We start from the raw sequence: 26,708 nt of genomic DNA, 5'->3' as shown, positions 1-26,708 counted from the left end.
TGCAAGCATTACTTCAACAATAGAAAGCCCAAGTACAGCCATTCTTTCGTAGAGCCAAGGCGGTACTTTTCCGTAGTGAAGTGGTAAAGTTGCGGTTCCGGAACGTTTCATTTGTTATGGTTGATAGTTGATAGTTGATAGTTGATAGTTGATAGTTGATAGTTGATAGTTGATAGTTGATAGGCAAAATTAAAGCCTTACAATTGAAATACATAAGGCTTTAACATTTTTATGTTTTAACGAAAAGATTTTTAATTTACTAAAATGATTCGAATCATATTAAAATCTATTGATGTGAAAGAATATTAATTAACTTTCCGAACGGGTCTATCACAAAGAATCTTCGAACACCCCAATCTTCATTGGTCAATTTGTAAGTAATTTCAAATCCTGAATTTTTCATTTTATCATAAACTTCATTTACATTATCAACTTCAATAGAAAAATCGGGAACTTCGGTGTTGTTTCCACCTTGAGTTGCAAAACTTATCTGAACTTTTACTTTTTCGTCATTACCAAAAGTTTTGATCCAGCCGTGGTTCATCAATGTTTCGAGACCCAAAATATCATGATAAAATACATCAGCTTTCGATAAATCTTCAGTTTTTATATTGGCTACGATTCTCTTTACCATTTCATTAAAATTTAAGTTTAAAATTAACAAAAAAGCCTTGTAAAAATAATTCTACAAGGCAATATTTATTATTAATTTGAACTTTAATGCTTCACAATTTCCTTTACGATTCCGCCCTGAGGTTCTCTTACGGTTTGCGTGAAAATAAATGCTTTCGGATCGATTGAACGAACGATATTCTGTAGTTTTCGAACTTCCAGCCTGGTTACGATGGTAAAAATAATATCGGCATCGGCACTTTGCTCAAAAGATTCTTTCATAAAACCTCTTTCTCCTCTGTAAACGGTAATTCCTTTATTCATCGTTAAAACCAAAGCTTTTTTAATTTCTTCACTGTTTCCTGAAACAATAGTAACTCCGGTATAGGCTTCAATTCCTTCAATCACATATTTGGTAATTTGGCTTGCTACGAGATACGTCATAATTGCATACAAAGCGGTTTCAAATTTAAGAAAAACGGTTGCGATTATAAAGATAATCACATTCATTCCTAAAATAATTTCGGTAATGCTAAAACTGCTTTTTTTGAATGTTAATAAGGCTAAAACTTCCATTCCGTCGAAAGTTCCGCCACCTCGCATAGATAAACCGATTCCAATTCCCATGAAAAATCCTCCAAACACAGCGACCAATAATTTGTCATGGGTCACTTCCGGAAAAGGAACAAAAAAAATGGTGATGATGATTAGTAAAATCGTTAAAAAACTTCTGATCGCAAAGTGTTTTCCGATTTGGAAATATGCCAGAATGATAAATGGTAAGTTTAAAACCAATAGAACGACTCCGAGATTCCAATGGTAAACTTCGTGAAGTAAAAGTGAAACACCGGTAACACCACCATCTAAAAAGTGATTAGGAACCAGAAAAGATTTTAAAGCAAAACTCGCTGAAATAACGCCTAAAACAAGATAAATAATATCTGAAAGAGTAAACAGCGGGCCATGTTTAGTTGAAGAACTCATAAAATGATTAGTCGTTTTTTAGTTTTGTTTTAATAATATTCAGGTTATCCTGTTTTTTTTGATTTCTGCTGTTGATGGCTGTTTCTGTGAAATAATGATGACTTTCAAGGAATTTTTCCTGCAAAAGATTCCAGTCGCGCTCGGAATTGACAATTCCAAACATCGAAAGTTCTTCAAATAATTTGTCACCAATTACAAAAAAATCATCTCTTCCCAAATAATCTAAATCTGCATCTGCCAAAATTTGTTCTAAATGATTGTGTGGCGTCTGCGGAATTTTTGTCGCCATTATCATTCCTTTTATTTTCTCGGTCTGCAATTCTGAATAGCCGTAATCAGAAAGATATTCTTCAGCAATTTCGCACGATTTTTCTTCGTGATTTTTTGATCCAAATAAAAATCCGGTATCATGAAATAACGCTGCTGTTTTTAACAACAACAGGTCTTCATCATTCACGTTTTCAGATTTTGCAATTTTTTCTACAGAATCAATTACATCTTTTACGTGCATCACGCTGTGATAAGAAAGGTGCTCCGGAAGATTTTCCTTGAGTCTTTTTAATATGAGTTTATTTAATTTTTCGTATTCCATATTTAAAATAGAAAATGTTTTTTAATTTGTTTCAATGCTGCTTTTAACGCAGAGTTCGCAAATATTTTTTTTTAATTACTAACTGTTTTTAAGTTCGCAAAGGCTTTCTACTAAGCAAAGACAGCAAAATTTTCATTAATAAGTGTCACTTTTATAATTTAATTAAACCTTATATTTTTCACCACAAAAGCTTTTATACTTACGTTTATAAAAGTTTTAATTAATACCCTTTAAAGCTCACATAATTTTTTTGAAAATCTTTGATTTTCTCTTATGTGTTCTAAAATATTTTCAAGTATTATTTATAATCTTAAATGACTCGTGTGTTTAAAAAAGTTTAAAACTTTTATGCCTTTTATGGTTAATCTTTTTTAGTTTCCAGCGCAAAATACATATCCATATCGCCTTTTCCTTTGGTGTGAATTTTACCTCTGTATTCACAAATTATTTTTTCTTTCACCAATTGATAGGTTGATTCTGAAATATTTATTTTTCCTTTTTCGCTATTCTGCTCCATTCTTGCGGCTGTATTTACAGTGTCACCCCAAATATCGTAAGCGAATTTTTTTACCCCGACAATCCCGGCAATTAAAGAACCTGAATTAATCCCGATTCTGATATCTAAAACATCAGGATGAGTTTTCTTTCTTTCTTCAATAAAATCAATAATATCCAAAGCTACCAAAACTGTTTGATAAGCGTGACATTCATTTTTCATAGGTAAACCGCAAACCGCCAAATAGGCGTCTCCGATGGTTTTTATTTTCTCTAAACCATGTTTTTCCATGATCATATCGAAAGCGGTAAAACATTCGTTCAGCTCAACCAACATTTTTTCGGCGCCCATTTTCTCTGAACTCTGGGTAAAATTAACAAAATCGGTAAATAAAACAGTGACTTCGTCATAATATTTGGCTTCAGAGCTTCCGTTTTCTTTTAATTCTTCGGCGACTTCATGTGGCAGAATATTGAGAAGTAAATTCTCTGTTTTTTGCTTTTCTTTTTGTAACTCAAACGTACGTTCGTCGACCTGTTTTTCAAGCAAATCATTCTGATTCTGAAGAATTTGTTGTTTTTCCTGTTCCTGTTTTAAATTAATATCAGAAAGTCTGTTTACTTCATCCAATTGTTTTACCAAACTTAAATTGGTTGATGCAAATTGCCAACCTAAATAAGCAGAGATCGAAATTGGAAAACTTATGAAAATAAATCCTAAAACATATCCCATGAAATCATCTCCGAAAATATTTCCTAAATCAATTGTATTCAGTTTATTTAAAAACATGAAAACGATAGACATCACAATAAAAAGAAAGAATACCAAAACTCCTCCACCCACAATGAAAGCAGATTTTTCTCTTCTTATCATTGCTCTTACAATCAAATAAAAAGATTCGAAAGCAACAAAACAAAGGTAAAAAAAGGCAAAACTAGCCGCAGAAGCTGCGCTGAAATAATAGAGAATAAAAATACAAGCTGAAATAATCAACATTACTTTTAGTCTTTTTTTGGTTCTTCCAAATAATGTATTGACAAATCCTGTAAGAGAAGTACCGAATGCCATTACCGAAAGAAATGCAAAAAACGTATAAGAGTCGATATCTAAAGGATTTCTTATTTCTGAAAAGAGCAAAACCATATAGCTCATCAAAGAAATCGAAAAATTGTACGTAGAAAAATACAGATTATAAATTGCTTTTCTGTAAAAAATAAATAACAAAAGATGAATAAATCCTAATGCACCAAATATTCCGCAAATTAGCATGGTGTAAAAATTGAAATACTGCACTTCTTCAGTTTTGTCTCTGATAAATTCGTTAGCAGAAGCAAGTTCAACGCCGATTGCAAAAGGTACCAAAGTAATGGTCTTCTTTTTGCCTGCAGCAATCGGTAAAAATCTTATCGCTAAAACATTTACTTTCGTATTGTCTAAAGTAAACAATTCTGGTATTCTGTTTTTAATCCTGAATTCTCTTGATTTTTCGTCTCCGATTTTGCCAATACTTTCAATCTTTTTACCGTTTAGATAAATTTCGGAAGCACCGAGTTGCTGAATTTTAAAACATAAAGATTTATTGACCGATGCAGAATCTATCTTAAAATAGTATCGAACCCAATAAATCTGATCTTTTTTAGCACCTTTTTTAGAGGCATAATTCATAGGATTCCATGAATAGACTTTTCTAGAATTAAAATTGACATGTTTCCATGAAGAATCATCAAATTGTGGCGAAGCAAAAGCAGGATTATCACCAGCAAAAAATTTACTATCTTCATCAATAGATACGCCGTTTTTGATTTCTTTTTCAGTAAAAACTCTAGGTTTTTCAAAAGAATTCTGTGCAAAACATAAATTTTGCAATCCGATGAACAAGAAAAATATAAATGTAAGGAGTAGATTCTTTTTCACTCTGATAAAATTAAGTTTGATTAACAAAATACATGTCCATAGCTCCTTTCCCTTTAGTTTCAATTTTTCCTCGATACTCAAAAGTAAAGTCTTCTTTTATTAATTGATAGGTTGCTTCGGAAATATTTACTCTTCCCGATGAACTGTTCTGCTCCATTCTGGCCGCCGTATTTACCGTGTCTCCCCAAATATCATAGGCAAATTTTTTCACTCCCACGATTCCCGCAATCACCGGTCCGGAATGAATTCCGATTCTGATATTTAAAGCATTCGGGTTTTCTTTTTTTCTTTGCTGAATATAAGAAAGAATTTCCAAACTTGCATTCACTGCATTTTTTGCATGTTGGTCGTTAGAAACCGGTAATCCGCTCACCGCCAAATAGGCATCACCAATGGTTTTTATCTTTTCTAAATTGTATTTCTCCATGATTCTGTCGAATTCGGTGAAGCAAATATTGAGCTCATTCAAAACTTCCTGCACGCCAATTCTTTCAGAATTTGCTGTAAAATTTACAAAATCTGTGAACAAAACCGAAACCTCATCAAAATGTTTGGCGTTGGTTTTTCCTTTTTCTTTTAATTCTTCAGCAACTTCATACGGAAGAATATTGAGCAGCAAATCATCTGATTTTTGTTTTTCTTCAGCAATTTTTTTGTTGTCTTTACGCTTCTGATTATAGGAAAATCCAGCAAAACCTAATAACAGCAAAGATAAACCTGCTCCAATTGCCCACATATTTTTTTGAGTTTTAGAACTTTCTAAATCTGCTTTTGCAATGGCATCTTTTTTCTCCTGATTGATCTTGGCTATATTTTTTTCCTGTTTGTACTTTAAAGTGACTGCTTTTTGCTCTTCCTCAAATTTAATCTGAATTTCTTTTCGTTTTAAATCTTCCTCAAGCGCCAATCTTTTTCTTTCTTCTTCCGTTTTTGCAGCCGCTTGTTTTTTTTCGTATTCAAAACGAAGTGCCTTTAATTCTATTTCTTTCTGAAGCTGAATTCTTTTGGTTTCTTCTTCAAGTTTTATACGGGTTCTTTCGTTGGCAACTTCTGTCTCAGATTGTACAGAAGAAAGCGCCTTCATTTTGTCGATTCCGTACGTTTCTTCTTTCTTATCATACATCTTTTTTAAGTATGAATAAGATTCGTTGTAATCACCCAGAAAAGCATAAGCCTGATGCAAAACTTCATAATTTTGTATGAAAACTTCAGGTGAAACATAGGTTTTTAGATTTGTAAAGTATGTAAGGCTTTTTTCCTGCTTATCAACCAGATTTTTAAGTTCGGAAAGTTTTGACGGATTATTTTTCAAAACAAGGCTATCTGCCATTATTTTTTTTAACCCAATATTACTATGATGATTTTTGTAATATTCATAAAGAGGATCACTTTCAGAGCTTAATGAAACCCCTTTGGTTGATAGATCTAAAGCTTTAGAAAAATCTTTTTCTTTAGAATAAATATCAGACAAATAATAGTAAACCATTGCCAAACCTGCGTTTTGATTCTGAGACTCATAATAATCTTTGGCTTCCTGTAAGTATTTTTTTGCTAAATTTAATTGGTTTGTTTCAGAATAAATATTAGAAAGAAAAACCTTACCTTCAGCAATCTGAGCATTATTTCCATTTTTTTTAGAGATCTCAAAAGCTTTTTCGAAATATTCAGCTGATTTTTTAAAATCTCTGCTTATCATGAAAAAAGTTCCTGCATTTCTATAAGCTACATATAAATTTTCAGGATAGTTTTTTTTAACAAAATCAATATAGGTATTCAGAGAAGTATATCCGTCGGCTAAATTCTGTTTAATAAAATTATTAGCAAAAAGTCCTTGATAAGACTCCATGACAATTCTTTTATCAATTTTTTTTCCTTGTCTGTAATATTTTAAAACCTCATTATAATAATCTGCAGAAATATCGTTCTTTACATTTACTGCGCTTACTCTTGCCATCAAAAAGTTAAGCAGCGCTCTCTTTTCGTAATTTTCAGTTTTGTGAAGATATTTTTCGGCTTCTAATAAATACTTTTCGCCATTAATTAAATCATTTTTCTGTAAAAACAGATTTCCTATAAACAAATTTGTTCTTCCAAGATATTCTACGTCATTAAACATAGTATAAATAGGAAGCGACATTTTAGAATACGAAATAGCACTATCTATTTTTCTTTCCTGAGAATACATACTACCTATATCGTCAATAATCTTTAGCTTCTCTTTTTCAGACTTGGCAGTTGCAAGTTTTTTTTTCAGGTTAACAATCTCTTTAGATTCCTGCGCTTTAAAGACTGCGTTCCCATAAAAGAGAAAACAGATAATTGCAAAAGAGGTAAATTTATTCTTCAATGGCTGGTTATTGCGTTGATGCACAAAAATAAAAAAATCATTCTATTAAATAACAGAATGATTCAAATTGATGAGAAATATTTTAATTTATTTCAAAGAAGCGATAGCGGCTTCATAATTAGGTTCTTGCCCGATTTCAGGAACTTGCTCAGTATAGATCACTTTAGCTTTTTCATCCAAAACAACCACAGCTCTGCTCAAAAGTCCTTTTAATGGAGAATCAGAAAGCGTTACACCATAATCTTCCCCGAAATTTCCTCTGAAATCTGATAACGTTTCTACATTATTTAAACCTTCAGCCGCACAAAATCTTGATAATGCAAAAGGCAAATCTCTTGAAACATTAATCACAACTGTATTATCAAGGTTTGAAGCTTCTTCGTTGAATTTTCTAGCAGAAGCAGCACAAATTCCTGTATCGATACTTGGGAAGATATTCAAAACCACTCTTTTCCCGGTGTAATCTGCAAGATTTTTTTCAGATAAATCCGAAGATACCATTGTAAATTCCTGAGCTTCTCTTCCAACTTCCGGAAGGTTTCCGATTGTATTGATTGGGTTTCCTTTAAATGTAATTATAGACATAGTTTATTGATTTAAATTTTCATCAAATTTATTTAAATTCTCGATGATTTTGTTTGAAATAAAGGTTAAATAATTCTTAAAGTGGAAAATCTCATTGACTATTAAAGCGAAAAAAATTAAAATTTAACTAAATTTGTGAAACTAAAAATTTAAATAATAAATAACAGTATAATGTCAGACAAATCAAAAATCTATTACACCCTTACGGACGAAGCTCCAATGTTGGCAACACACTCGTTTTTACCGATTGTAAAAGCTTTTACAAAATCAGCAAACATTGAAATCGCAGTTCCGGATATTTCTTTGGCAGGAAGAATTTTAGCCAACTTTCCAGAATTTTTGAAAGATGATCAGAAAACCGTTGACGCTTTAGCTCAATTAGGAGAATTGGCAACTCAACCGGATGCAAACATTATCAAATTACCAAATATTTCAGCTTCCGCTCCTCAATTAGATGCTGCTATTGCTGAATTGCAAGCTAAAGGTTTCGCAGTTCCAAACTATCCTGCAGAGCCTAAAAATGACGAGGAAAAAGCAATTAAAGCTAAGTATGCTAAAGTTTTAGGAAGTGCTGTAAACCCTGTATTAAGAGAAGGAAATTCTGACAGACGTGCTCCAAAAGCAGTTAAAAATTACGCAAAAGCAAACCCTCACAGAATGGGTAACTGGGCTTCAGACAGCAAAACTGATGTTGCTCACATGAATAGCGGAGATTTCTACGGAACTGAAACTTCTACTACTCTAGAAAATGCTACAAAATATAAGATTGTTTTCAAAGGAAATGATGGTGCTGAAACTTTATTAAAAGATTTCGCAGGTCTTCAGGCTGGAGAAGTGATCGATTCTTCTGTAATGAATTTAAATTCTTTGAAATCTTTCGTACAGGAAGCTATCGAAGAAGCTAAAAACAGAAACGTACTTCTTTCTGCTCACCTGAAAGCGACGATGATGAAAATCTCAGATCCAATTGTATTTGGAGCTATCGTTGAGACTTTCTTTAAAGATGTTTTCACTAAATATGCTGAAACATTTAGATCTTTAGATGTAAACCCAAACAACGGTCTTGCTGATCTTTTCGATAAAATAAAAGGAAATACTCAGGAAGCTGATATTAAAGCTGATATTGAAACTGCTTTAGCAGACGGACCAAGAGTGGCAATGGTAAATTCTGACAAAGGAATTACGAATTTCCACGTTCCTTCTGATATTATCGTTGATGCTTCTATGGCTGCTTTGGTAAGAGGCGGAGGAAAAATGTGGAACAAAGACGGAAACGAAGAAGATACAGTTTGTATCATTCCAGACCGTTCTTATGCAGGTTTTTATCAATCAGTTATTGATGATATGAAAGCGCACGGAAAATTAGACCCTACTACAATGGGTTCTGTTCCTAACGTAGGTTTGATGGCTCAAAAAGCTGAAGAATATGGTTCTCACGATAAAACTTTCCAGGCTTCTGCTGAAGGAACAGTTGAAGTTCAGGACGAAAACGGAAACGTTCTTCTTTCTCAAAAAGTTGAAGCGGGTGATATCTTCAGAATGTGTCAGACTAAAGATGCTCCGATCCAAGACTGGGTAAAATTAGCGGTAAACAGAGCAAGACTTTCTGATACTCCTGCTATTTTCTGGTTAGATAAAGGAAGAGCTCACGACAGAGAAATGATCAAAAAAGTTGAAAAATATTTAGCTGATCACGATACAAACGGACTTGACATTAAAATTCTTGATGTAAAAGATGCAATGACGGAAACGTTGAAGAGAGCAAGAGAAGGAAAAGATACTATTTCTGTTTCAGGAAACGTATTGAGAGATTATTTAACTGACCTTTTCCCAATTCTTGAGCTTGGAACTTCTGCAAAGATGCTTTCTATCGTTCCATTGATGAACGGTGGTGGTTTATTTGAAACAGGTGCTGGAGGTTCTGCTCCAAAACACGTTGAGCAATTCTTGGAAGAAGGTTATTTAAGATGGGATTCTTTAGGTGAATTCTTAGCTTTACAGGCTTCTTTAGAGCATTTAGCACAAACTCAAGGAAATACAAAATCTCAGGTTCTTGCTGATGCATTAGATGAAGCAAATGCTAAATTCTTAGCAACTGACAAGTCTCCTGCAAGAAAAGTTGGACAAATCGATAACAGAGGTTCTCACTTCTATTTGGCAATGTATTGGGCTGAAGCTTTGGCAAATCAAACTGCGGATGCTGAATTAGCTGAACAATTTGCTCCGGTTGCAGAAGCAATGCAAGAAAATGAGGAAGTTATCAATGCTGAGTTAATTGGTGCTCAAGGTAAGCCTCAAAATATTGACGGTTATTACAAAACTGACACTTACAAAACTTACGAGGCAATGAGACCAAGTACTGTTTTAAATGAAATTATTGACGGAATCTAATTTTCAGATTTAATATAAATTGAAAGCTCCTTTTTTTAAGGGGCTTTTTTTGTTTGCTTAAACACAAAGGACACAAATATTTTTTCACAAATAACACAAAAAAACATTTATATAGTTTGCCAATCCAGAGGAATCTAATAAGCATAGTAATAACAAAATATGTTTAAGTTTTGGATAAAGCCAATCGTTATATTACAAAACAAAGCGGGTTAAAGCCCGCTCCTAATTGATATATTGATTAACCAAAGTTTGAAGTTTATCAAAATAATTCTTAATTCTTAATTCTTAATTCTTAATTCTTAATTCTTAATTCTTAATTCTTAATTCTTAATTCTTAATTCTTAATTCTTAATTCCTAATTCCTAATTAATCAAACATGCGCCTTTCTCCATTTAATCATCCTCAAAATAAACAACCCTAAAACTCCCATTACAAAATATCCTTCCGCAACTTCTAATTGAATTTGAGGTCTAATGAGCGTTACAATTCCGTAACTAATTGCAGAAGTGAGAATAAACACTACTCCACCGGTCATTCCGCCTGCAAGTCCGGCTGAGTTTGGAAATCTTCCGATACAGTAGGAGAAATAATTATTAAAAATAAATCCGGCAGTTACATGAATCACAAACGCAAAAGCAACTAAACTATAAATATTATTTGAGAAATAGGACGCAATAAACATCAGAACAATTAAAGATAACTGAATGAAATTAGCATAACGAATTTTATGCAAAAACGCTTTATTAATCAGTGCTTTTCCTAAAAATCCACCCGCCATCCAGGCAAAGCCAAGGATTAGTGAAACATAACCCGCAATGACTTCAGAATAACCCATTTTATGTTCGATAATGAAAGATCCGCATAAATTGAAAAACATTATCATCGAATAACTGATTCCGCACATCACCATTCCGTAGAAAAAATCTTTGGCTTTAAACATCGAATCATATTCTTTCAGCAAGAACTCTACATTGAAAGGATTTCGTTTCTTTAAAGTTTCACCAGAAAAGATCAATTCAAGAATTAAAAGAAACAAACTATATCCCGCCAAAACATAAAAATTAGACTGCCATCCGAAAATTTTCTGCAAATAACCACCAATAAAAGGCGCAATAATCGGTCCCACCGACCAGACAATCGTCATAATACTTAGGTAATGTTTCCGCTCATCACCTTCATAAACATCCACAAAAAAAGCGCGTTTTGAAACCACTGCAAATCCAGATAAGATCCCTTGTAAAACACGCATCGCATAGATTACAAAGATATTTTGAGTCGTTGCAGTAATCAGAAAAGAAACCACAAACAGAGCCAAAGAAGCCATTGAAATTTTATATCTTCCAAAAGAATCAACAATACTTCCTGCAAAAAACTGCGTCAAACCGTAACTGATCAAGAATATAGATAAAGTAAGCTGGATATTGCTTTCCGGCTGATGAAGTTCTGTCGCCATACTCGGCATTGAAGGCAGGTAAATATCTGTTGCCAAACCCGACATCGGGATCATTGCAAAAGCAAGAATCGTTGCAATGAATTTATTTTTCTCTTTTAACATCCGCATGAAATTTTCAAGCCCCAAAAGTCCGACTTTTTATTTGTACAAGCGCATTTCTTTAGATGAATAATTCTGAAATAATATATAATTAAATTCAATCAAAAATATCACCCGATTTTATTTTCATTTTTCTTAATTTTATGATCACCACCAAAATAAACTATGGAAATCTTCATCATCATTGTTTTAATACTTCTCAACGGGGTATTTTCGATGTCAGAAATGGCATTGGTTTCTTCCCGAAAATTCAAACTCAACAGCATCAAAAAGAAAGGAAATTCAAATGCTAAAACCGCAATTAAGCTCTCAGAAAATCCCAATAAGTTCCTTTCTACGGTACAAATAGGAATCACGTTAATCGGAATTTTGCTTGGAATTTACTCAGGTGATAAACTTACCGCAGATTTTGCCAAATATATTTCTCAGTTTGAAGCTTTTTCAGAATATTCAAGAGGAATTGCTTCCGTTTTAATTGTTGCATTAATTACCTTTTTATCCATCGTCTTTGGTGAATTGATTCCTAAAAGATTAGGTTTAAAATTTCCCGAGAAAATTTCAGTTTTTATTGCAAAACCTATGTATTGGCTTTCTGCACTCGCTTCGCCTTTCGTTTGGCTTCTTACCATAACCAATGAAGGAATTTTAAAACTTTTCGGAATTAAAAATGACAAAAAAGAAACCGTAACCGAAGAAGAAATAAAATCAATCATCAAAGAAGGAAATGAAGGTGGAATTATCGAAGAAAAAGAGCACGACATTCTGAAAAATGCTTTTGCATTGGGCGATAGAAATGTAAAATCTTTGGCGACCCATCGTTCACAGATTATTTCTTTAGATATTGATGACGATTATGAAACCATTAAGAAAAAAATCAAAAGCTGTTCTTACTCAACCTATCCTGTAACTGAAAGAAACAATCTAGACAATATCATCGGAATTGTAAAAATGAAAGACCTCTTTGATTTTTCCCACCAGAATTTTTCGTTAAAAGAACACCTTAAAAAAGCCGTTTTTGTGAGCGAAAACTCTTTTATTTATCCGCTTTTAGAAAGTTTTCAGAACAACAAATCGCACATTGCAATCGTTATAGACGAATATGGTACCACAAAAGGAATTATTACTCTTAATGACATTTTGGATGATTTGGTTGGAAATATTCCCGACGGAACAGATAACGAACCTCAAATTATTAAACGAAATGAAACTTCATGGCTGATTGACGGAAAATGCTCTATCCATGATTTTAAAAAGTATTTTAATATTGAAATCAATCCACAAATTGAAAAAGAATTTGTGAGTGTCTCCGGATTGTTTTTCCATGATTACGAGGATATGCCTAAAACCGGCGATACCGTAAAAATTGGAAACCTGCTTTTAGAAATCGTTGACAAAGACGGAAACAGGGTTGATAAAATTTTAGCCAGCAAAATTCTGCATGTAGATAAAACCATGTTGAATAAGTAACTTTATTAAAACTGATTTTAACTTGTTTTTCATCAATAAGTGAAACGGCTTTGTTTAACTTATTTCAGTAATACATTTAAAATTCTTTGTTTTTCTTTGCGTTTAATCATCGCAAGGTTAAACAAAGGTTTTTCTCAAATAACAAATAATAAAACTAAACAAAGGCATTTCATTTAAAAAAGAAATATAAAATATGATGGCTTTGCAAAAAAAAACTTGAAAATTATTAAACCGTAATAATTTAATTTAAATCATTATAAATTATTTTAAAATTCTTAAAATCTTCGCTTCGTAAAATTTTAATTTGTAATTTTAAGGAAGAGTTTTCACCAAAAACATTAGAAATTATGGAAAGTATAAAGTTTGAAATTACACCTTACCAAGATGAATTGCAGCTGTTAATTGATGATAAAAAAGTCGGTTATATGTCGATTTCCGTAGACGGAAGACTGCTCAATGTTTATTATACCAAAATTGATGAAAATCTGGAAGGTCATGGTTACGCCAAACTTCTTCTGGACAGGTTGGTAAGTTTTGCCGAAGAAAAAGATTTGATGATTGACCCTGAATGCGATTTTGTAAGACAGCAGCTGGAAAATCATCCGAAAAGATATAAAGGAATTTGGCACGAATAAACTATACCCACCAATTCTGAAAATGATACGATGTATTGTTTAAATCTAATTTTTCGCCGATTTTTGGAGTGAGAATCTGTAAATTTTTCTCTTTTCCAAGCGTCGTTACTTTTTGTAATGGCTCATTCCAAGGGTGTAAAGCCAGAGCAAATTTTCCCGAATGTACCGGAATAATATTTTTTGCTTGAATATCTAAACTTGCCTGAATAACATCTTCCGGCAAAGCGTGAATGTATTTCCAGGCTGGATTGTATTGTCCGTTTTCCATGATTGCAAAATCAAATGGTCCGTATTTTTCACCAATTGTTTTAAAGTGTGTATCATAACCGCTGTCACCACCCAAAAATATTTTTTTCGTTGGCGTTTCAAGAACATAAGAAGTCCACAACGTCGTATTTCTTTGGAATTTTCTTCCCGAAAAGTGTCTTGCCGGAGTAAACGTTATTTTAAAACCATCTTTTAAATCTACAGTTGCGTCCCAATCTTCTTCGATAATTTGATCTTCAGAATACCCCCATCTTTCAAGGTGAGCTCCCACTCCTAAAGGCATAATCGCTTTTCCTACTTTCTCACGGATTGCTTTTACCGTTGGAAAATCCAGATGATCATAATGATCGTGTGTAATCACCAAATAATCAATATTCGGAATATCTTGAGGTTTAAACAAATCTGACCCTTCAAAAGCTTTATTAAAAAACTTAAAAGGTGAACCAAATGTGCTTAAAACAGGATCGATCAGAAAGGAAACTCCGTCAATTTTTATGAAATAAGAAGAATGCCCCATCCAAATGAAAACATCTTCATCTTCAGAAATTTTATTTAAATCTGTATGAATTGCAGGAATTGTCTGTAAAGGCTTCAACAACGGATCTTTTTTGCCAAATAAAAACTCAAGCATTACTTTTGGCATAGAAAAACCTTCAGCAATCTGCGGTGTAAAACTTTGATTCTGAAACTGTTTATCTTTATAATTCTTAGAGTTGAGTATTTTTTCCAGGCGTTTTCCTTTTGGTGCTGCACCAAAAACTTCCTGAGACATTACAAAATAAGTAGCTGCAACAAGTACAGCGATCAATATAATTAAATAAACCATTATTAAAATTTGAAATTCAAATGTAAAAAACTTTCTCTAAGTTTACTACTCTTTCATCATTGACGAACGAAAATGAATTTTACTTTTTTTCCATCTAATTATATTTAAAAGTTTTTAAATTCGTTTGTTAAAAAAACTACTTACTTTGAAATATTTCATGTTCATTTTGATGATGTTAAGTTTTGCTTCGTGTACTTCTGTAAAAAAGTATAACGAACAAAGATTAAGCATAATTCCTCCTGAAAAACTGCGTCAGGATGTAGATTTTGCTTATCAAAAACTTCAGGAAATGCACCCGAATTTAAACTGGTATATTTCAAAAAAAGAGCTTGATTTTAAATTTGATAGCTTAAAGTCGACCATCAACAAACCTTTAACTCCCACTCAGTTTTATTTTAAATTACAACCCGTTATTGCTCAAATTCGGGAAGGTCATTTATCTTTAAAAATTCCTGCAAAAAGGTTTTCAAAAAAAGATATTAAAGCTTTAAAAAACACGAAAGGTCTCTTCGGAAGATTTGAATATCATGTAGAAGATGACCATTTGTATTTCATTGAAAATAAAGATTCTATTCAGAATATCAAACCGGGAACTGAGCTTTTAAGCATTAACGGTGTTCCTGTTTCAAATTATCTAAAAAAATACCGTGAGTTAATAAGCAGTGATGGTTACAACACTACTTTTTATCCTTATTATTTAAAAGATGTTTTCTTTAGCTTTTTTGTTGCCGAAAAAGGAATAATGGACAGTGCAAAAATTGAAACTCTTTACAACGATAAAAAGCAAACTCTGGTTTTAAAACGTGAAAGCAAAAACAAGCAAGAGATTGAAAAAGATAAGCTTGATAAAAAACGAACTCCCGAAAAAAAGATCAACGACTATGTGGTTTCAACAAATTCTTACAACAGAAATTTAAAATTTTTAGACAAAGACAGCACCGTTGCTTATATTAAAATCAAAAGTTTTTCTAGATCGTTTTCAGATAAATTTTACAAAGAATCTTTTGCGAAGATCAAAAATGCAGAATCTTCTTACCTCATCATCGACATTCGTGAAAACTACGGTGGTTCTTTGTACGAAATCAATCAGCTTTATTCTTATCTCGCTCCTGAACCTTTTGTTTTGATAAAACCTTCTCAGCTTACATCGAGAGTGACTCCGCTTAGAACCAACTATTTCAGAAAATCAAATCCGTTAGAATATACTCTTAAAAGTCTGGCTTATCCTGGTTATTTCTTTTATCAGGCTTTGAATGTTTACAAAGGAAAAGACGGCGTTGCGTATTATAAAATGAAAGAAAACAAGCCTACAAAGCCTAAAGAAAATGCTTTTAAAGGGAAAGTTTATGTTTTGATTAATGGCGGAAGTTTTTCGGCATCATCTGTTATTTCTTCAAAATTAAAATTCGACAAACGGGTAACCTTAGTTGGCGAAGAAACCGGCGGTGCCAATGACGGAACAGTTGCAGGATTTTACTCTTACCAAAAACTCCCTAATTCTAAAATAGATTTACCAATTGGGTTGCTTTTAATACAGCCCAATATTACACTTGAAAATACAAAAAGAGGCGTTACTCCCGATGTAGAAATTGAGCAAAGCATGCAGGATATTATCGATCAAAAAGATTCGCAACTGGATTGGGTAAAAGCAGAAATTGAAAAGGAAAAAGCTTCAAAATTTCAGATTGATGAAAAAGTTAATTAAATTTTTAAAATTTATTGTCATTCTGATCATTTCTTGGTTTGTAATTCATACAACCTACATTGTTATTGATGGATTGTCTGATAACGGCGAAAAAGCAGACATTGCAGTCATTCTCGGAAATAAAGTAAACGAAGACGGAACTTTATCAACAAGACTTGAAAAACGGTTGGAATCCGGGATTGAACTCTATAAGAATCATCGTGTAAAAAAAATTCTGGTAAGTGGTGGTTTAGGTAAAGAAGGCTTTTATGAAGGTGATAAAATGAAAGAATTTCTTGTTTCGAAAGGCATTCCCGATTCTTTAATTATAATTGATAATCATGGAGATAACACAAGATTAACCATTGAAAACACATTAAAATTAAGATCAAAAATAAAATTCAACAGCATCATTGTTGTTTCGCAATATTTTCATGTGACCCGAACGAAGAAATTATTTAAAGATCAGGGTTTTAAAAATGTATCAAGTGTAAGTTCGAGATATTTTGAATGGCGGGATTTCTATTCTATTTTAAGAGAATTTCCGGCTTATTATACGCAGTAAGTAGTTGATAGTTTTTAGTTATTTGTTGATGGTTTCAATTTCAGCGTTTTAAAATTTAATAATTACAACAGCAAGAGTCTTATCATTAAAAAAGCTCCCAAATTGGGAGCTTTCAAACTATAATTGATAATTTAATTGATATGTTCTACACTAAGGATCTCGATTTTTCGATCACCATCCTCAAAAGGCCAGTCAATAACTTCGCCTACTTTATTTCCTACAATTGCCAATACAATATTAGATAATACAGAATATTTTCCTTTCTTCACTTTTGCTTTATCATCAGAAACAATCAAAAATTTTTGCTCCTGAGCTTGTGAAGAATCTTTTATTTTTACTTCACAGTTGATGGTTACTACGTCTTTTGGTAAATCACGACGCAATACCTGCTTTGCATTTCTTAGCTGTGCAAGAAGTACTTTTTCTTCTTCAGCGGTTGTTTTTTTTCTTCTTAAATGGTCTTTTATTAAATCATATACTCCTGTAGTTAAAATAATCTGTTCTGACATAATTTTTATTCTTAAAAATGAATTTCCGAATGCCGAATAATAGACTCAGACATAGCCATAGCGCACAAAAGTTTGTGATAAGGTGTGCACAATGCACATTCAGAAAAAATGAAATTGGGTTAAAACACTTAATAATGCCCTGTCCTGAGTCCAGACAGGGATATTAAATAAACTCTTTAGAATTTTTTAAAAATTTGTCATCATGCAGATACGACAAAGACAACGAAAGTGTAATCGAGGTATACTTCACTGGAAAAAAGTACTTTGTTGTCATTATAATTAATATTGTTACGAAGATACGATTTAAAATCGATATGAAATAACAGCAGTATTTTCGTTATATATTCTTAGGATTTTCTTTCTTACTTCTTTTGCAATTCGCTCAAAAGATTTTCTATCTGCTGAACATATTTTCCATAAAAAATTCTATACCAATACTTTGCCAATAAGAAAAGACCAAAAAGACCAATAGCAAGTGTAGAAATAATCGTAGTAGCAGCCTGAAAATCGCTCAACGGTTTTCGGTGGGGAAGAAATTCGATAACGATAATGAGCTCACAAACCAAAAACGGCACAAATGAAAGCATAAATGACAGATAATATTGCTTATTAAGCTCAAACTGATACATTAAATCTTTCAGTGAATCAAAAGTTTTCATCATTGGGTTGCTTATATTATTATACAATTTAAAAAACTTGCTGAAGAAAAATGAAACCACAATTACCATTGAAAACAACAATACCGTCAAATAAAATTTAAACTTAAACGGAGCTTCGGGAATAGGAATCCAAACGATGAAAAATCCGAAAATTAATATTCCTACGGTTGACCAAAATTCCATTCGCATGTTTTTTCTGATTTTTTCTAGCGGAAGATTGATTTTATTTTTATGTTCAATACTGATTTCGGGTGTTTCATCAGAAACATCATCATTCCATGCATTTTTTAGGTCATCTATATTCATAATGTTTGTTTTAATTATTGGCTGGAAGTTGGGAGATGGATGTTGGAAGTCTTCCAGCTTCAAACTTCCGGCTTCCAGCTTATTTATTATTTAAAATATCTTTTAGTTTATTTTTCGCGCGATTCATTTTCACTCTTACATTTCCTTCAGAAATACCCATTTGGTCGGCAATTTGTTTTCCAGAAAAATCTTCTAGGTAATAGAAAATAAATGCCTTGTCGATAGGATTTAGCTGATTGATGGCTTTATACATTTCAGCAAGCTTTTCTTCTTTTTCATGATCATACTCATCCTGTACAATTTTATAATTCGAAAAATCTTCATTGGCTATAAAACTTCTTTTCTTTTCAGATTTCAGGAAAATAATCGCTGTATTGAGCGCTATTCTGTACAGCCAGGTTGAAAATTCACTTTCACCTTTAAAATTCGGATACGCTTTCCAGACCTGATATGTAATCTCCTGAAAAAGGTCATCGCGGTCGTCTTTATCATCCATATACATTTTAGAAATCTTAAAAATGATTCCTTTATGCTTTTCAATTTTGGTAATAAATTCCTGTTGTGAGGTCATGGTTTGTTTACTCTCTGTAGAGTTAGTAGTTGTTTGAAATAAATGTTACAATCTTTTTTATTTTTTATTCAATAAATGATTTTTACTGATGAACCTTGTCAAGGTTATCTTCATAATAAATATTAACCTTGACAAGGTTGCAAGTGCATATAAAATGAATTAAATATTTAAACACCTTTCATCTGTTAAAAATATTAAAACATATACCACATCTTCATTTCACTTTATTCGTGGCTTAAAATTTGTGTTTTATGCTGAACACCAAAAAAATATAAATATGCCTTACCTTACAAAACAAGACAGCAAAAATTTTGAACTTTACTATGAAGATTTCGGTTCCGGACAACCAATTATTTTAATTCACGGTTGGCCTTTGAGCGGAAAATCTTGGGAACTACAGATTCCCGTACTTTTAGATTTAGGATACAGAGTCATTACTTACGACAGAAAAGGTTTCGGAAAATCGTCTCCTACTTTAGATGGTTATGATTATGACGGATTGGCTGCAGATCTACACGAGATTATTACTCAATTAGAATTAAAAAATGTCATCCTTTTCGGATTCTCAATGGGTGGCGGTGAAGTTGTACGTTATTTAACCAATTATGGATCAGAAAATGTAGATAAAATAGCTTTGATTTCTTCTATTATTCCTTTGGTAAAGCAGAAAGACGACAATCCGCATGGAGTTTCTGAAGAAGAATTGTATGGAATTTTAACCAGTTTAAAAACTGACAGAGTCACTTTCCTGGAAAGTTTCCATAAAAACTTTTACAATTACGGATTGCTTTCTCAAAAAGTGAGTCAAAAACAGCTAGATTACGATTGGAGCATTGCTTCCCACGCCTCTCCTATCGCAACAATAAAATGTGCTGAAAGCTGGGCAAATACAGATTTCCGACCGGAATTAGGCAACGTCAATGTGAAAACTTTAATTGTACATGGGGACGACGACCAGATTGTTCCGATAGAAACTGCAGGAAAACAAGCTGCTGCAGGAATTGCTAATAATGATTTTGTCATTATTGAGGGCGGATCGCATGGCTTAAATATCACTCATGCCGAACATTTAAATGAGATCTTAACCAGATTTCTCACCAACAAATAACTCTTTTTTATATTTTATAGCTGATTCAATGAATCAGAAAACCGCAATAAATTGTATTGCGGTTTTGTTTTGTATAAGTTTAAACCTTTAAAAAATATAATCTGTACTCAAAAAATTAGAATCGTGGTCTCTCACAATGGTATTCAACAATTCTTTATTAGAATCTGTAATTTTTGCAGCCACCAAAGAACGGATAGAGAACGAACGAAGTGCATCAAAAACAGAAAGTGTACCTTCTGCACTGTCTTTTCTTCCTGTAAAAGGGAAAACATCCGGTCCGCGTTGAGCTTGGCAATTGATATTCACCCGGCTTACGAGATTTACAAAAGAATCAATTAATTTCGAAACTTCCAGAGCATCTTCACTGAAAATACTCACCTGCATTCCGTGGTCTGCATTCACCTGATAATCGATGGGTTCTTCAATATCGTCAAACGGAACTACCGGAATTACCGGACCAAACTGCTCCTCATGATACAATTTCATCTCATTATTCACAGGATAAACAACTGCTGGAAAAACAAAAGATTCTTCGGTAGATCCACCATTTTCGTTGAGAACTTTTGCCCCTTTTGCTAAAGCATCATCAATGCATTCTTTTAAATAAGACGGTTTATTGACTTCCGGAAGCGGAGTAATTTTCACTTCTTTTTCCCAAGGAAGTCCGGGTTTTAAAGCAGAAACAGCCTCTGTCAATTTCTTTGTAAATTCTTCAGCAACCTCTTTTTGAACGAAAATCAATTTCAAAGCGGTACATCTTTGTCCGTTAAAAGAAAGCGCCCCGAGAATAATTTCACTTACAGCAATGTCAAGATTCGCATTTTTAGTTACAATTGCTGCGTTTTTTGCATCTAAACTTAAAATAGCTCTTAAACGGTTGACTTTTGGATGTAGTTTTTTCAATCCGTTTGCTACTTTACTTGAACCGATAAATGCCAAAACATTTACTTTTCCGCTTTCCATTATTGGAGTGATAATTTCTGAACCTTTTCCGTATAAAGTATTGACTGTACCTTTTGGAAAGGCTTCTTTAAATGCTTTTAATAAAGGATAATGCGCTAAAACACCATGCTTGGGAAGTTTAAACAAAATTGTATTTCCCATGATCAGAGCAGGAATCAAAGTGGTGAAAATCTCATTTAAAGGATAATTGAAAGGTCCCATACTCAAAACTACGCCAAGAGGTGCTCTTCTGATTTGAGCAATTGTTCCTTCGGCTTGTTGAAAACGTGAAGATTCTCTGTCTAAATCTTTTAGGGCATCAATAGTTTGGTTGATGTAATCTACTGTTCTGTCGAATTCTTTTGTAGAATCCGGCAAAGTTTTTCCAATTTCCCACATCAGCAATTTGATAATCAAATCACGTTCTTTAATCATCAAATACACAAATTTCTGCATGCATTTTATTCTTCCTTCCACAGACATTGTTGGCCATTCTCCCAATCCGTTATCATACGCTTTTACCGAAGCTTCTAAGACTTCCATTGCTTCTTTCGGACTAATATTCGGAATGCTTCCTAATAGTTTTCTTTGTAAACCATTTTCTGTTTTAATACAAACCGGTGAATAAATTTCTGTGACATCTCCCTTCCATTCTACCAATTCTCCGTTGAGGAGATATTCTCGTTGATGGATTTCGGGAACTTTATATTCTTCAGGAATTTCATTTTCAGATTTGAACAGATTATGGAATGAAGTTTCATTGACTGAGCTCATAAATTGTATATTTTAATAGTTTGGAAATTTGAAAGAATAAAGTTAGCGGTAAAAATCTGTTTTAAAAAGAAACAACTCATAGATTTACTCTATTTGATGGGTGTTTGAATGAAAATTAATATTGAAAATTATTTCGTCAGCTCGAGGATTTTACCAAGAAATTACATAAAAATTTCTCGATATGATTTTTGCAAAATCTACTCGAAATGACGGGGTTTTGTCTATATGTTGAGACTAGCTTTTTTCAAAATAAAAAACTCAGCAAAAAAGCTGAGTTCAAATCTATTTTTTTGTTGATTTTAATGCCCAGAAAATAAGCAATGGCTGCATAAATAATCGGGCTAATCTTTTACCGTCGGTATTTAATCCGAAACTGTCTCGATCATTTTTATATTGTGCAATATTTCCCGGAAAAACTGCCGTGAAAAAAGTTCCTGCAATTTTGCCAACTATCGATTCGTATTTTTTAGGAGTCGCAATAATGGCAGTTCCTAAAGCAATCTCGGCAACTCCTGAATAAACAACGGTATCATCTTTTTCAAGCGGAACCCAATTGGGAACCTGCGCCTGAAATTCTTTCCTTGCAAATGTAAGATGACCTATTCCTGCGGTGATTAACATCGCTCCGAGACCGTATTTTGCGATGGTTTTGATGGTGTCTGATTTCATAATGTATATTTTGTGATACAATAATGAAGTCAAGAATGATTCCAATCTGGTATTTATTTTTCCTAAAATTTTATTTCTTCTTTCTAAATTCTTTTTTTAGTTTAATAATGACGACTCCATTACGTGCTTTGGTTCCGTACAGTGCAGTTGCCTGAATTCCCTTGATAATATTCATTTTCTTGATTTTATTAGGGTCAAGATTTTTTAAGGTTTTAGCTTCCACAATTTCGCCATCAATTACCCATAAAGGTTCGTTATTTCCCTGAATGGATGAAGGTGCACCTCTTCCCATTATTGGAGGTGAAGAATGTGCATTGTTTTGATTAATTGTTAAACAAGATATTTTCCCTTGAAGACTGGCAAGAGCTGAATCTTTTTCCTGAGCATCTACAGAAACTATTCCGCCTGTTGTTAAAATAAAACCAATGGCAAATTTTGAAAAAAGCGAGTTGATTATTGAGTACTGCATGTTTCTATTAAGTTGTGATTCGTAAAAGTTTCCGCAGATATTTTGAGACGAATGTTCAGAAAAATAATCTAAAATTTCATCATCAGAATTATTGGTAAAATCTCTGACGGTTTTTGAGCAAACTGCACAGAATCGTCCTTTTTCCTGTTGCGTCATGCTTTCCCATTTTTCATGACAAGGCTTTGGTAAAATAATCTTCATGGTCTCTTTTTAATTAAAGATGCAGTGTTGATTGAAAAGGTTGGAAATAATTTAATATTTAAAACCCGTTGTGCATTTTGAATCTTTGTCTTTCGAAAATAAGTGAAACGGCTTTGTTTAGCTTTATTTCAGTTTTTTTATTAAATTCTTTGTATACCCTTGCGTTTTTATCCGCCAAGACAGACAAAGTTTTTACAATGAATTCTTTCTTTATGACAAACAAAGGCATTTCATTTAGAAAAGAAATACAATCATTTAAATATCAATCATCTAAAAGTATTTACAAAATACACAATGGGTCAATTAAATAAAAATAATACTGTTTTAAACCTTTTGATAAAAAATTAATTTGCGCCAACTTTTTTAGCAAGCTACTCGAAATATAAAACTCAGTTTTTTGTTATAAATTTAACTTTGGATTAAGAAATTTCACTTAAACAAATCAACAGAAAGAAAAACATCATGACAAAAGAAGTAATTTATAGACAGGAAACACAAGATGATTTCCAAGAAGTATTTGAACTTAATAATAAAGCTTTCGGACAAGATAATGAAGCTGAATTAGTAAATGCATTAAGAGATAATCCAAATGTTTTTATTCCCGAACTTTCTATTGTTGCTTCAAAAAATAACGCAATTATTGGTCATATTTTGTTTACTAAAATCAATATAAAAAATGACGATAAAACTTTAAATGAAAGTTTAGCACTTGCTCCAATGGCTGTATTACCTGAATTTCAAAAAAATGGAATTGGCGGAGAATTAATAAGATATGGTCTTGAAACTGCAAAACAATTGGGTTATCAATCAGTAATTGTTTTAGGACATGAACATTATTATCCAAAATTTGGATTTGAATCTGCTGAAAAATGGAATATCAAAGCACCTTTTGACGTTCCTTCAAGTGCATTTATGGCCATTGAATTGGTAAAAGGCAGTCTTGAAAATATCTCGGGAACAGTTATTTATCCTAAAGAATTTGAAACAGTTTGACGATTTTTTTTCAAAACTAAAGCTAACTTCTTTCAATTGAATATCAATGTAAAATTAAATGTTCATCTCTCATTTAGACTTTCTCATTAATACAAGATCCATTATTTCACTAAATATAAATTTTAAATTATGAAAAATCAGAATTTACTCAGAATGGACAATGTCGGAATTGTCGTGGAATCCCTCGACGAAACGATTTCTTTTTTTCTTGAACTAGGTTTAAAACTAGAAGGAAGATCAATGATTGAAGGCGAATGGGCAGGTCGTGTAACCGGACTTGGAAACCAATCTGTAGAAGTCGCTATGATGGTAACACCCGATGGAAACAGCAAGCTGGAGTTTTCAAGATTCATTAATCCTAAAGTAATTGAAGACCATCGCAGTGCTCCCGTAAATGCTTTAGGTTATTTGCGTGTTATGTTTGCCGTTGCAGACTTAGACGATACGCTCGACAGACTTTATAAGCTTGGCGCACAACTTGTGGAAGAGGTCGTAAATTATCAAAACGTTTATAAACTTTGTTACATTCGTGGACCTGAAGGAATTCTTATCGGACTGGCTGAAGAAATTAATAACAAATGAGCATCGAAATTTATCTAAACAAATTTCAGAATGCTGTCGAAGCATTTGATAAAAAAAAGCTTGAAAAAAGTGGGTTAGAAATTCAAACCGGAATTTGGTTAAACTCGGTTGTTATACGATTGCAAAAAAAACATTGGGTAAATAACCACATTCTGGTTCTGCTATTTTTATGGGAATTTGGATAGATCAGGAAGCCTTTTCAAAAAAAATACTTAAATATAATATTCATGCTTTGAAACTAAGGCAACTCAATGGATATGCCTTACAAAGCCGTGCCTTTGCAGATTCTTTCAGACAAAAGTTTAGAGAATTTGAGCAAAAGTGGGAAAATGTAAGCGTTCAGTTTGGTCCACAGACTTTGATGGAAGGCTGGATACCGCTTAATGATGAAACAATCCAAGAAGATATCATAAATCTTATAAACAACTTTATAGAAATAGCGTCTTTAATAGATGAAACGCTTTTAGAATTTCAGAAGAAAACCAAAAATTAGTACAATAGAAAGAAAATTTTTATAACCTTCCTACAACATGAATCTGCAGGATGCTGTTCTGAAAAATGATGAAGATATTTGTTTTAAACCAATGAGTAGAAAATTTGCTCTCATTTAAACAAATAATCATGAAGAAAGCTTCTTTTCTTTTTTACATTCTTGCAGGACTTTTTGCAAACCCAACTTTACAGGCACAACAGAAGTATGTTCCTTCTGCAAAAGATACTATCTGGGCGAAACAATTCCGGGCGATCAGTGGTCCGGGAAAAGAAGTTTCAGGTGACGGTCATGGCGGATGGCGAAGTGGCACAGATGGTGTTCGTTACAAAGGAGATTATCCAAGACCTGAATACAATTTAAATTTTGATGGAATTACAAAAGGAACGGCTGTAGAAAAAGGGTTGCTTCCTCCTATAAAACCTGCTTTAGAACTACATTTGCGTGATGGAGTAATCACTTTAGGTGGTGACGGCAATTATTATCTTACCGGATCTTCGGGCGACAATATTTGGGCTTATACTGCAGGAGTAGAACTATGGAAATCTAAAGATCTGAAAAAATGGGATTATGTAGGATTGGTTTGGGATATCGATAAGGAAGCTGAAGATTGGGTAAAAGAATGGCGTCAACATCCTAAAAGAGCTGTGAGAGCAGTTTGGGCTCCCGAAATTCATTATATCAAAAACAATTATTATATCTGTTTCAGTATGTGTCCTGACGGAATCGGAATTCTAAAAAGCACAACCGGAAAACCAGAAGGTCCTTACGTAAATGCTTTTAAAGAAAAAGGTTCGATTGCAAAAGGAATTGATCCTACTCTATTTCAGGATGAAGATGGAAAAGTATATTTCACCTATGGAGCAGCAAAAGAAATTGTACAGCTTAAAGATGATTTAAGCGGTTTTGCGGGAGATTTCAAAAAAGTTAATTTCACCGATTATGATTTAACACCAACTCATCACGCAGAAAAATGCGTCGCAAGAGGCATGCACGACCTTGGTCATGAAGGCGCCGTTTTATTCAAAAGAAACGGGAAATATTATTTGGGAGCTGCCGACAATTACGAAACACGATATTCAACCTGTTTAGCTGTTTCTGATCATTTGTACGGTCCTTACGAACATCGTCATGAATCTGTTCCTACGGCGGGCGGAACAGGTTTCTTTAAAGATAAAAAAGGAAATTGGTGGAGTACCTATTTCGGGAACGATTCTCAAGTACAGTTCCGTGAGAAAGTAGGTTTAATTAAAGTTGATTTCACCAAATCCGGGAAAGTAATACCTTCTAAAAAGCAGCCCTTTGTTGATAAGAAAAATAATAAAGAATGGAAAATAAAGTGGGAAAAAGTCTGGAAACCTGTTCAGTAATTCTACAATATTAAACCTGTGTAAAAGCAGGTTTTGTTTTTAGTTTAAAATCAACATTATTAAGATTTAATTTGAACTTAGAACGTGTTTAAATTTTTATTAAACCCGTAGTGCATTTGGTTTAGATTGAATAAAAGTTGTGCAAACT

General features: G+C 33.0%; 25 protein-coding genes. 10 read left to right on the top strand and 15 right to left on the bottom strand.

What is annotated here, in order from left to right; genetic code table 11:
* The 7 genes from OEW74_RS10390 to tpx all read right to left on the bottom strand — a co-directional run.
* Positions 1–111 (bottom strand): DUF763 domain-containing protein (locus tag OEW74_RS10390; RefSeq protein WP_265428416.1); only part of this gene is annotated, 111 nt, incomplete at its 3' end.
* Positions 112–286: 175 nt separating this feature from the next.
* Positions 287–634: a VOC family protein gene (locus OEW74_RS10385; RefSeq protein WP_265428415.1), complete on the bottom strand. Its 348-nt coding sequence runs from the start codon at positions 632–634 to the stop codon at positions 287–289.
* 83 nt (positions 635–717) lie between these two features.
* Positions 718–1,596, bottom strand: a complete 879-nt coding sequence (locus tag OEW74_RS10380; protein WP_265428414.1) for a YitT family protein — start codon at positions 1,594–1,596, stop codon at positions 718–720.
* Positions 1,597–1,603: 7 nt separating this feature from the next.
* Positions 1,604–2,188: an HD domain-containing protein gene (locus OEW74_RS10375; RefSeq protein WP_265428413.1), complete on the bottom strand. Its 585-nt coding sequence runs from the start codon at positions 2,186–2,188 to the stop codon at positions 1,604–1,606.
* A 361-nt stretch (positions 2,189–2,549) separates the two neighbouring features.
* Positions 2,550–4,598 (bottom strand): adenylate/guanylate cyclase domain-containing protein, encoded by a 2,049-nt coding sequence (locus OEW74_RS10370; RefSeq protein ID WP_265428412.1) that lies wholly within the window; start codon positions 4,596–4,598, stop codon positions 2,550–2,552.
* Positions 4,599–4,608: 10 nt separating this feature from the next.
* A complete protein-coding gene (locus OEW74_RS10365; RefSeq protein WP_265428411.1) occupies positions 4,609–6,945 on the bottom strand; it encodes an adenylate/guanylate cyclase domain-containing protein in 2,337 nt (778 codons plus the stop codon).
* An 87-nt stretch (positions 6,946–7,032) separates the two neighbouring features.
* Positions 7,033–7,530 carry a thiol peroxidase gene (tpx, locus tag OEW74_RS10360; protein WP_265428410.1) on the bottom strand — a complete coding sequence of 166 codons (498 nt, stop codon included), beginning with the start codon at positions 7,528–7,530 and terminating at the stop codon, positions 7,033–7,035.
* Between the two features lie 171 nt (positions 7,531–7,701).
* Between tpx and OEW74_RS10355 the strand changes: the two genes are divergently transcribed.
* Entirely contained in the window at positions 7,702–9,921 is a 2,220-nt protein-coding gene (locus OEW74_RS10355) for an NADP-dependent isocitrate dehydrogenase (RefSeq protein WP_265428409.1), read from the top strand.
* A gap of 370 nt (positions 9,922–10,291) precedes the next feature.
* Here OEW74_RS10355 and OEW74_RS10350 read toward each other — a convergent pair whose 3' ends face one another.
* A complete protein-coding gene (locus OEW74_RS10350; protein ID WP_265428408.1) occupies positions 10,292–11,476 on the bottom strand; it encodes an MFS transporter in 1,185 nt (394 codons plus the stop codon).
* A 162-nt stretch (positions 11,477–11,638) separates the two neighbouring features.
* On the opposite strand from OEW74_RS10350, the gene OEW74_RS10345 reads away from it, so the two are divergent.
* Together OEW74_RS10345 and OEW74_RS10340 are read left to right on the top strand one after the other, a co-directional pair.
* On the top strand, positions 11,639–12,940 hold the full coding sequence (locus OEW74_RS10345) for a hemolysin family protein (RefSeq protein ID WP_265428407.1): 1,302 nt from the start codon (positions 11,639–11,641) through the stop codon (positions 12,938–12,940).
* Positions 12,941–13,287: 347 nt separating this feature from the next.
* The gene (locus tag OEW74_RS10340; RefSeq protein ID WP_265428406.1) at positions 13,288–13,575 is read left to right on the top strand and encodes a GNAT family N-acetyltransferase; all 288 of its coding nucleotides are present in this window, start codon (positions 13,288–13,290) and stop codon (positions 13,573–13,575) included.
* Between the two features lies 1 nt (position 13,576).
* On the opposite strand, the gene OEW74_RS10335 is transcribed toward OEW74_RS10340, so the two are convergent.
* A complete protein-coding gene (locus OEW74_RS10335; protein WP_265428405.1) occupies positions 13,577–14,668 on the bottom strand; it encodes an MBL fold metallo-hydrolase in 1,092 nt (363 codons plus the stop codon).
* A 124-nt stretch (positions 14,669–14,792) separates the two neighbouring features.
* Here OEW74_RS10335 and OEW74_RS10330 point away from each other — a divergent pair, with 124 nt between their 5' ends.
* Positions 14,793–16,373, top strand: coding sequence for a S41 family peptidase (locus OEW74_RS10330; RefSeq protein ID WP_265428404.1), 1,581 nt, complete (start codon positions 14,793–14,795; stop codon positions 16,371–16,373).
* On the top strand, positions 16,357–16,917 hold the full coding sequence (locus tag OEW74_RS10325; RefSeq protein WP_265428403.1) for a YdcF family protein: 561 nt from the start codon (positions 16,357–16,359) through the stop codon (positions 16,915–16,917). Before OEW74_RS10330 ends, OEW74_RS10325 begins: the two co-directional genes overlap by 17 nt.
* Positions 16,918–17,048: 131 nt before the next feature.
* Here the strand turns inward: OEW74_RS10325 and OEW74_RS10320 are convergent, their stop codons facing one another.
* The 3 genes from OEW74_RS10320 to OEW74_RS10310 all read right to left on the bottom strand — a co-directional run bounded on the left by OEW74_RS10320 (position 17,049) and on the right by OEW74_RS10310 (position 18,962).
* Entirely contained in the window at positions 17,049–17,426 is a 378-nt protein-coding gene (locus OEW74_RS10320) for a GreA/GreB family elongation factor (RefSeq protein WP_265428402.1), read from the bottom strand.
* A 362-nt stretch (positions 17,427–17,788) separates the two neighbouring features.
* Positions 17,789–18,391 carry a hypothetical protein gene (locus OEW74_RS10315; RefSeq protein WP_265428401.1) on the bottom strand — a complete coding sequence of 201 codons (603 nt, stop codon included), beginning with the start codon at positions 18,389–18,391 and terminating at the stop codon, positions 17,789–17,791.
* A 79-nt stretch (positions 18,392–18,470) separates the two neighbouring features.
* Positions 18,471–18,962 carry an RNA polymerase sigma factor gene (locus OEW74_RS10310; protein WP_265428400.1) on the bottom strand — a complete coding sequence of 164 codons (492 nt, stop codon included), beginning with the start codon at positions 18,960–18,962 and terminating at the stop codon, positions 18,471–18,473.
* 277 nt (positions 18,963–19,239) lie between these two features.
* Here OEW74_RS10310 and OEW74_RS10305 point away from each other — a divergent pair, with 277 nt between their 5' ends.
* Positions 19,240–20,070, top strand: coding sequence for an alpha/beta fold hydrolase (locus OEW74_RS10305; RefSeq protein WP_265428399.1), 831 nt, complete (start codon positions 19,240–19,242; stop codon positions 20,068–20,070).
* A gap of 87 nt (positions 20,071–20,157) precedes the next feature.
* Here the strand turns inward: OEW74_RS10305 and OEW74_RS10300 are convergent, their stop codons facing one another.
* The 3 genes from OEW74_RS10300 to OEW74_RS10290 form a co-directional block, all read right to left on the bottom strand.
* On the bottom strand, positions 20,158–21,786 hold the full coding sequence (locus OEW74_RS10300) for an NADP-dependent glyceraldehyde-3-phosphate dehydrogenase (protein ID WP_265428398.1): 1,629 nt from the start codon (positions 21,784–21,786) through the stop codon (positions 20,158–20,160).
* 282 nt (positions 21,787–22,068) lie between these two features.
* On the bottom strand, positions 22,069–22,455 hold the full coding sequence (locus OEW74_RS10295; RefSeq protein ID WP_265428397.1) for a hypothetical protein: 387 nt from the start codon (positions 22,453–22,455) through the stop codon (positions 22,069–22,071).
* A gap of 70 nt (positions 22,456–22,525) precedes the next feature.
* Positions 22,526–23,125, bottom strand: coding sequence for a TonB-dependent receptor plug domain-containing protein (locus tag OEW74_RS10290; RefSeq protein WP_265428396.1), 600 nt, complete (start codon positions 23,123–23,125; stop codon positions 22,526–22,528).
* Positions 23,126–23,587: 462 nt separating this feature from the next.
* Here OEW74_RS10290 and OEW74_RS10285 point away from each other — a divergent pair, with 462 nt between their 5' ends.
* The 4 genes from OEW74_RS10285 to OEW74_RS10270 all read left to right on the top strand — a co-directional run bounded on the left by OEW74_RS10285 (position 23,588) and on the right by OEW74_RS10270 (position 26,560).
* On the top strand, positions 23,588–24,118 hold the full coding sequence (locus OEW74_RS10285; RefSeq protein WP_265428395.1) for a GNAT family N-acetyltransferase: 531 nt from the start codon (positions 23,588–23,590) through the stop codon (positions 24,116–24,118).
* Between the two features lie 129 nt (positions 24,119–24,247).
* Positions 24,248–24,700: a VOC family protein gene (locus OEW74_RS10280; RefSeq protein ID WP_265428394.1), complete on the top strand. Its 453-nt coding sequence runs from the start codon at positions 24,248–24,250 to the stop codon at positions 24,698–24,700.
* A 169-nt stretch (positions 24,701–24,869) separates the two neighbouring features.
* Positions 24,870–25,193 carry a hypothetical protein gene (locus tag OEW74_RS10275; protein WP_265428393.1) on the top strand — a complete coding sequence of 108 codons (324 nt, stop codon included), beginning with the start codon at positions 24,870–24,872 and terminating at the stop codon, positions 25,191–25,193.
* A gap of 128 nt (positions 25,194–25,321) precedes the next feature.
* Positions 25,322–26,560 (top strand): family 43 glycosylhydrolase, encoded by a 1,239-nt coding sequence (locus OEW74_RS10270; RefSeq protein ID WP_265428392.1) that lies wholly within the window; start codon positions 25,322–25,324, stop codon positions 26,558–26,560.
* The last annotated feature ends 148 nt before the right edge of the window (positions 26,561–26,708 follow it).

Origin of the sequence: Chryseobacterium sp. YIM B08800 (assembly GCF_026163565.1) — a bacterium.
Classification (GTDB): Bacteria; Bacteroidota; Bacteroidia; order Flavobacteriales; family Weeksellaceae; genus Chryseobacterium.
Note: the sequence above shows the minus strand (reverse complement) of the source record. Positions and strands in the feature narration are given on the sequence as shown.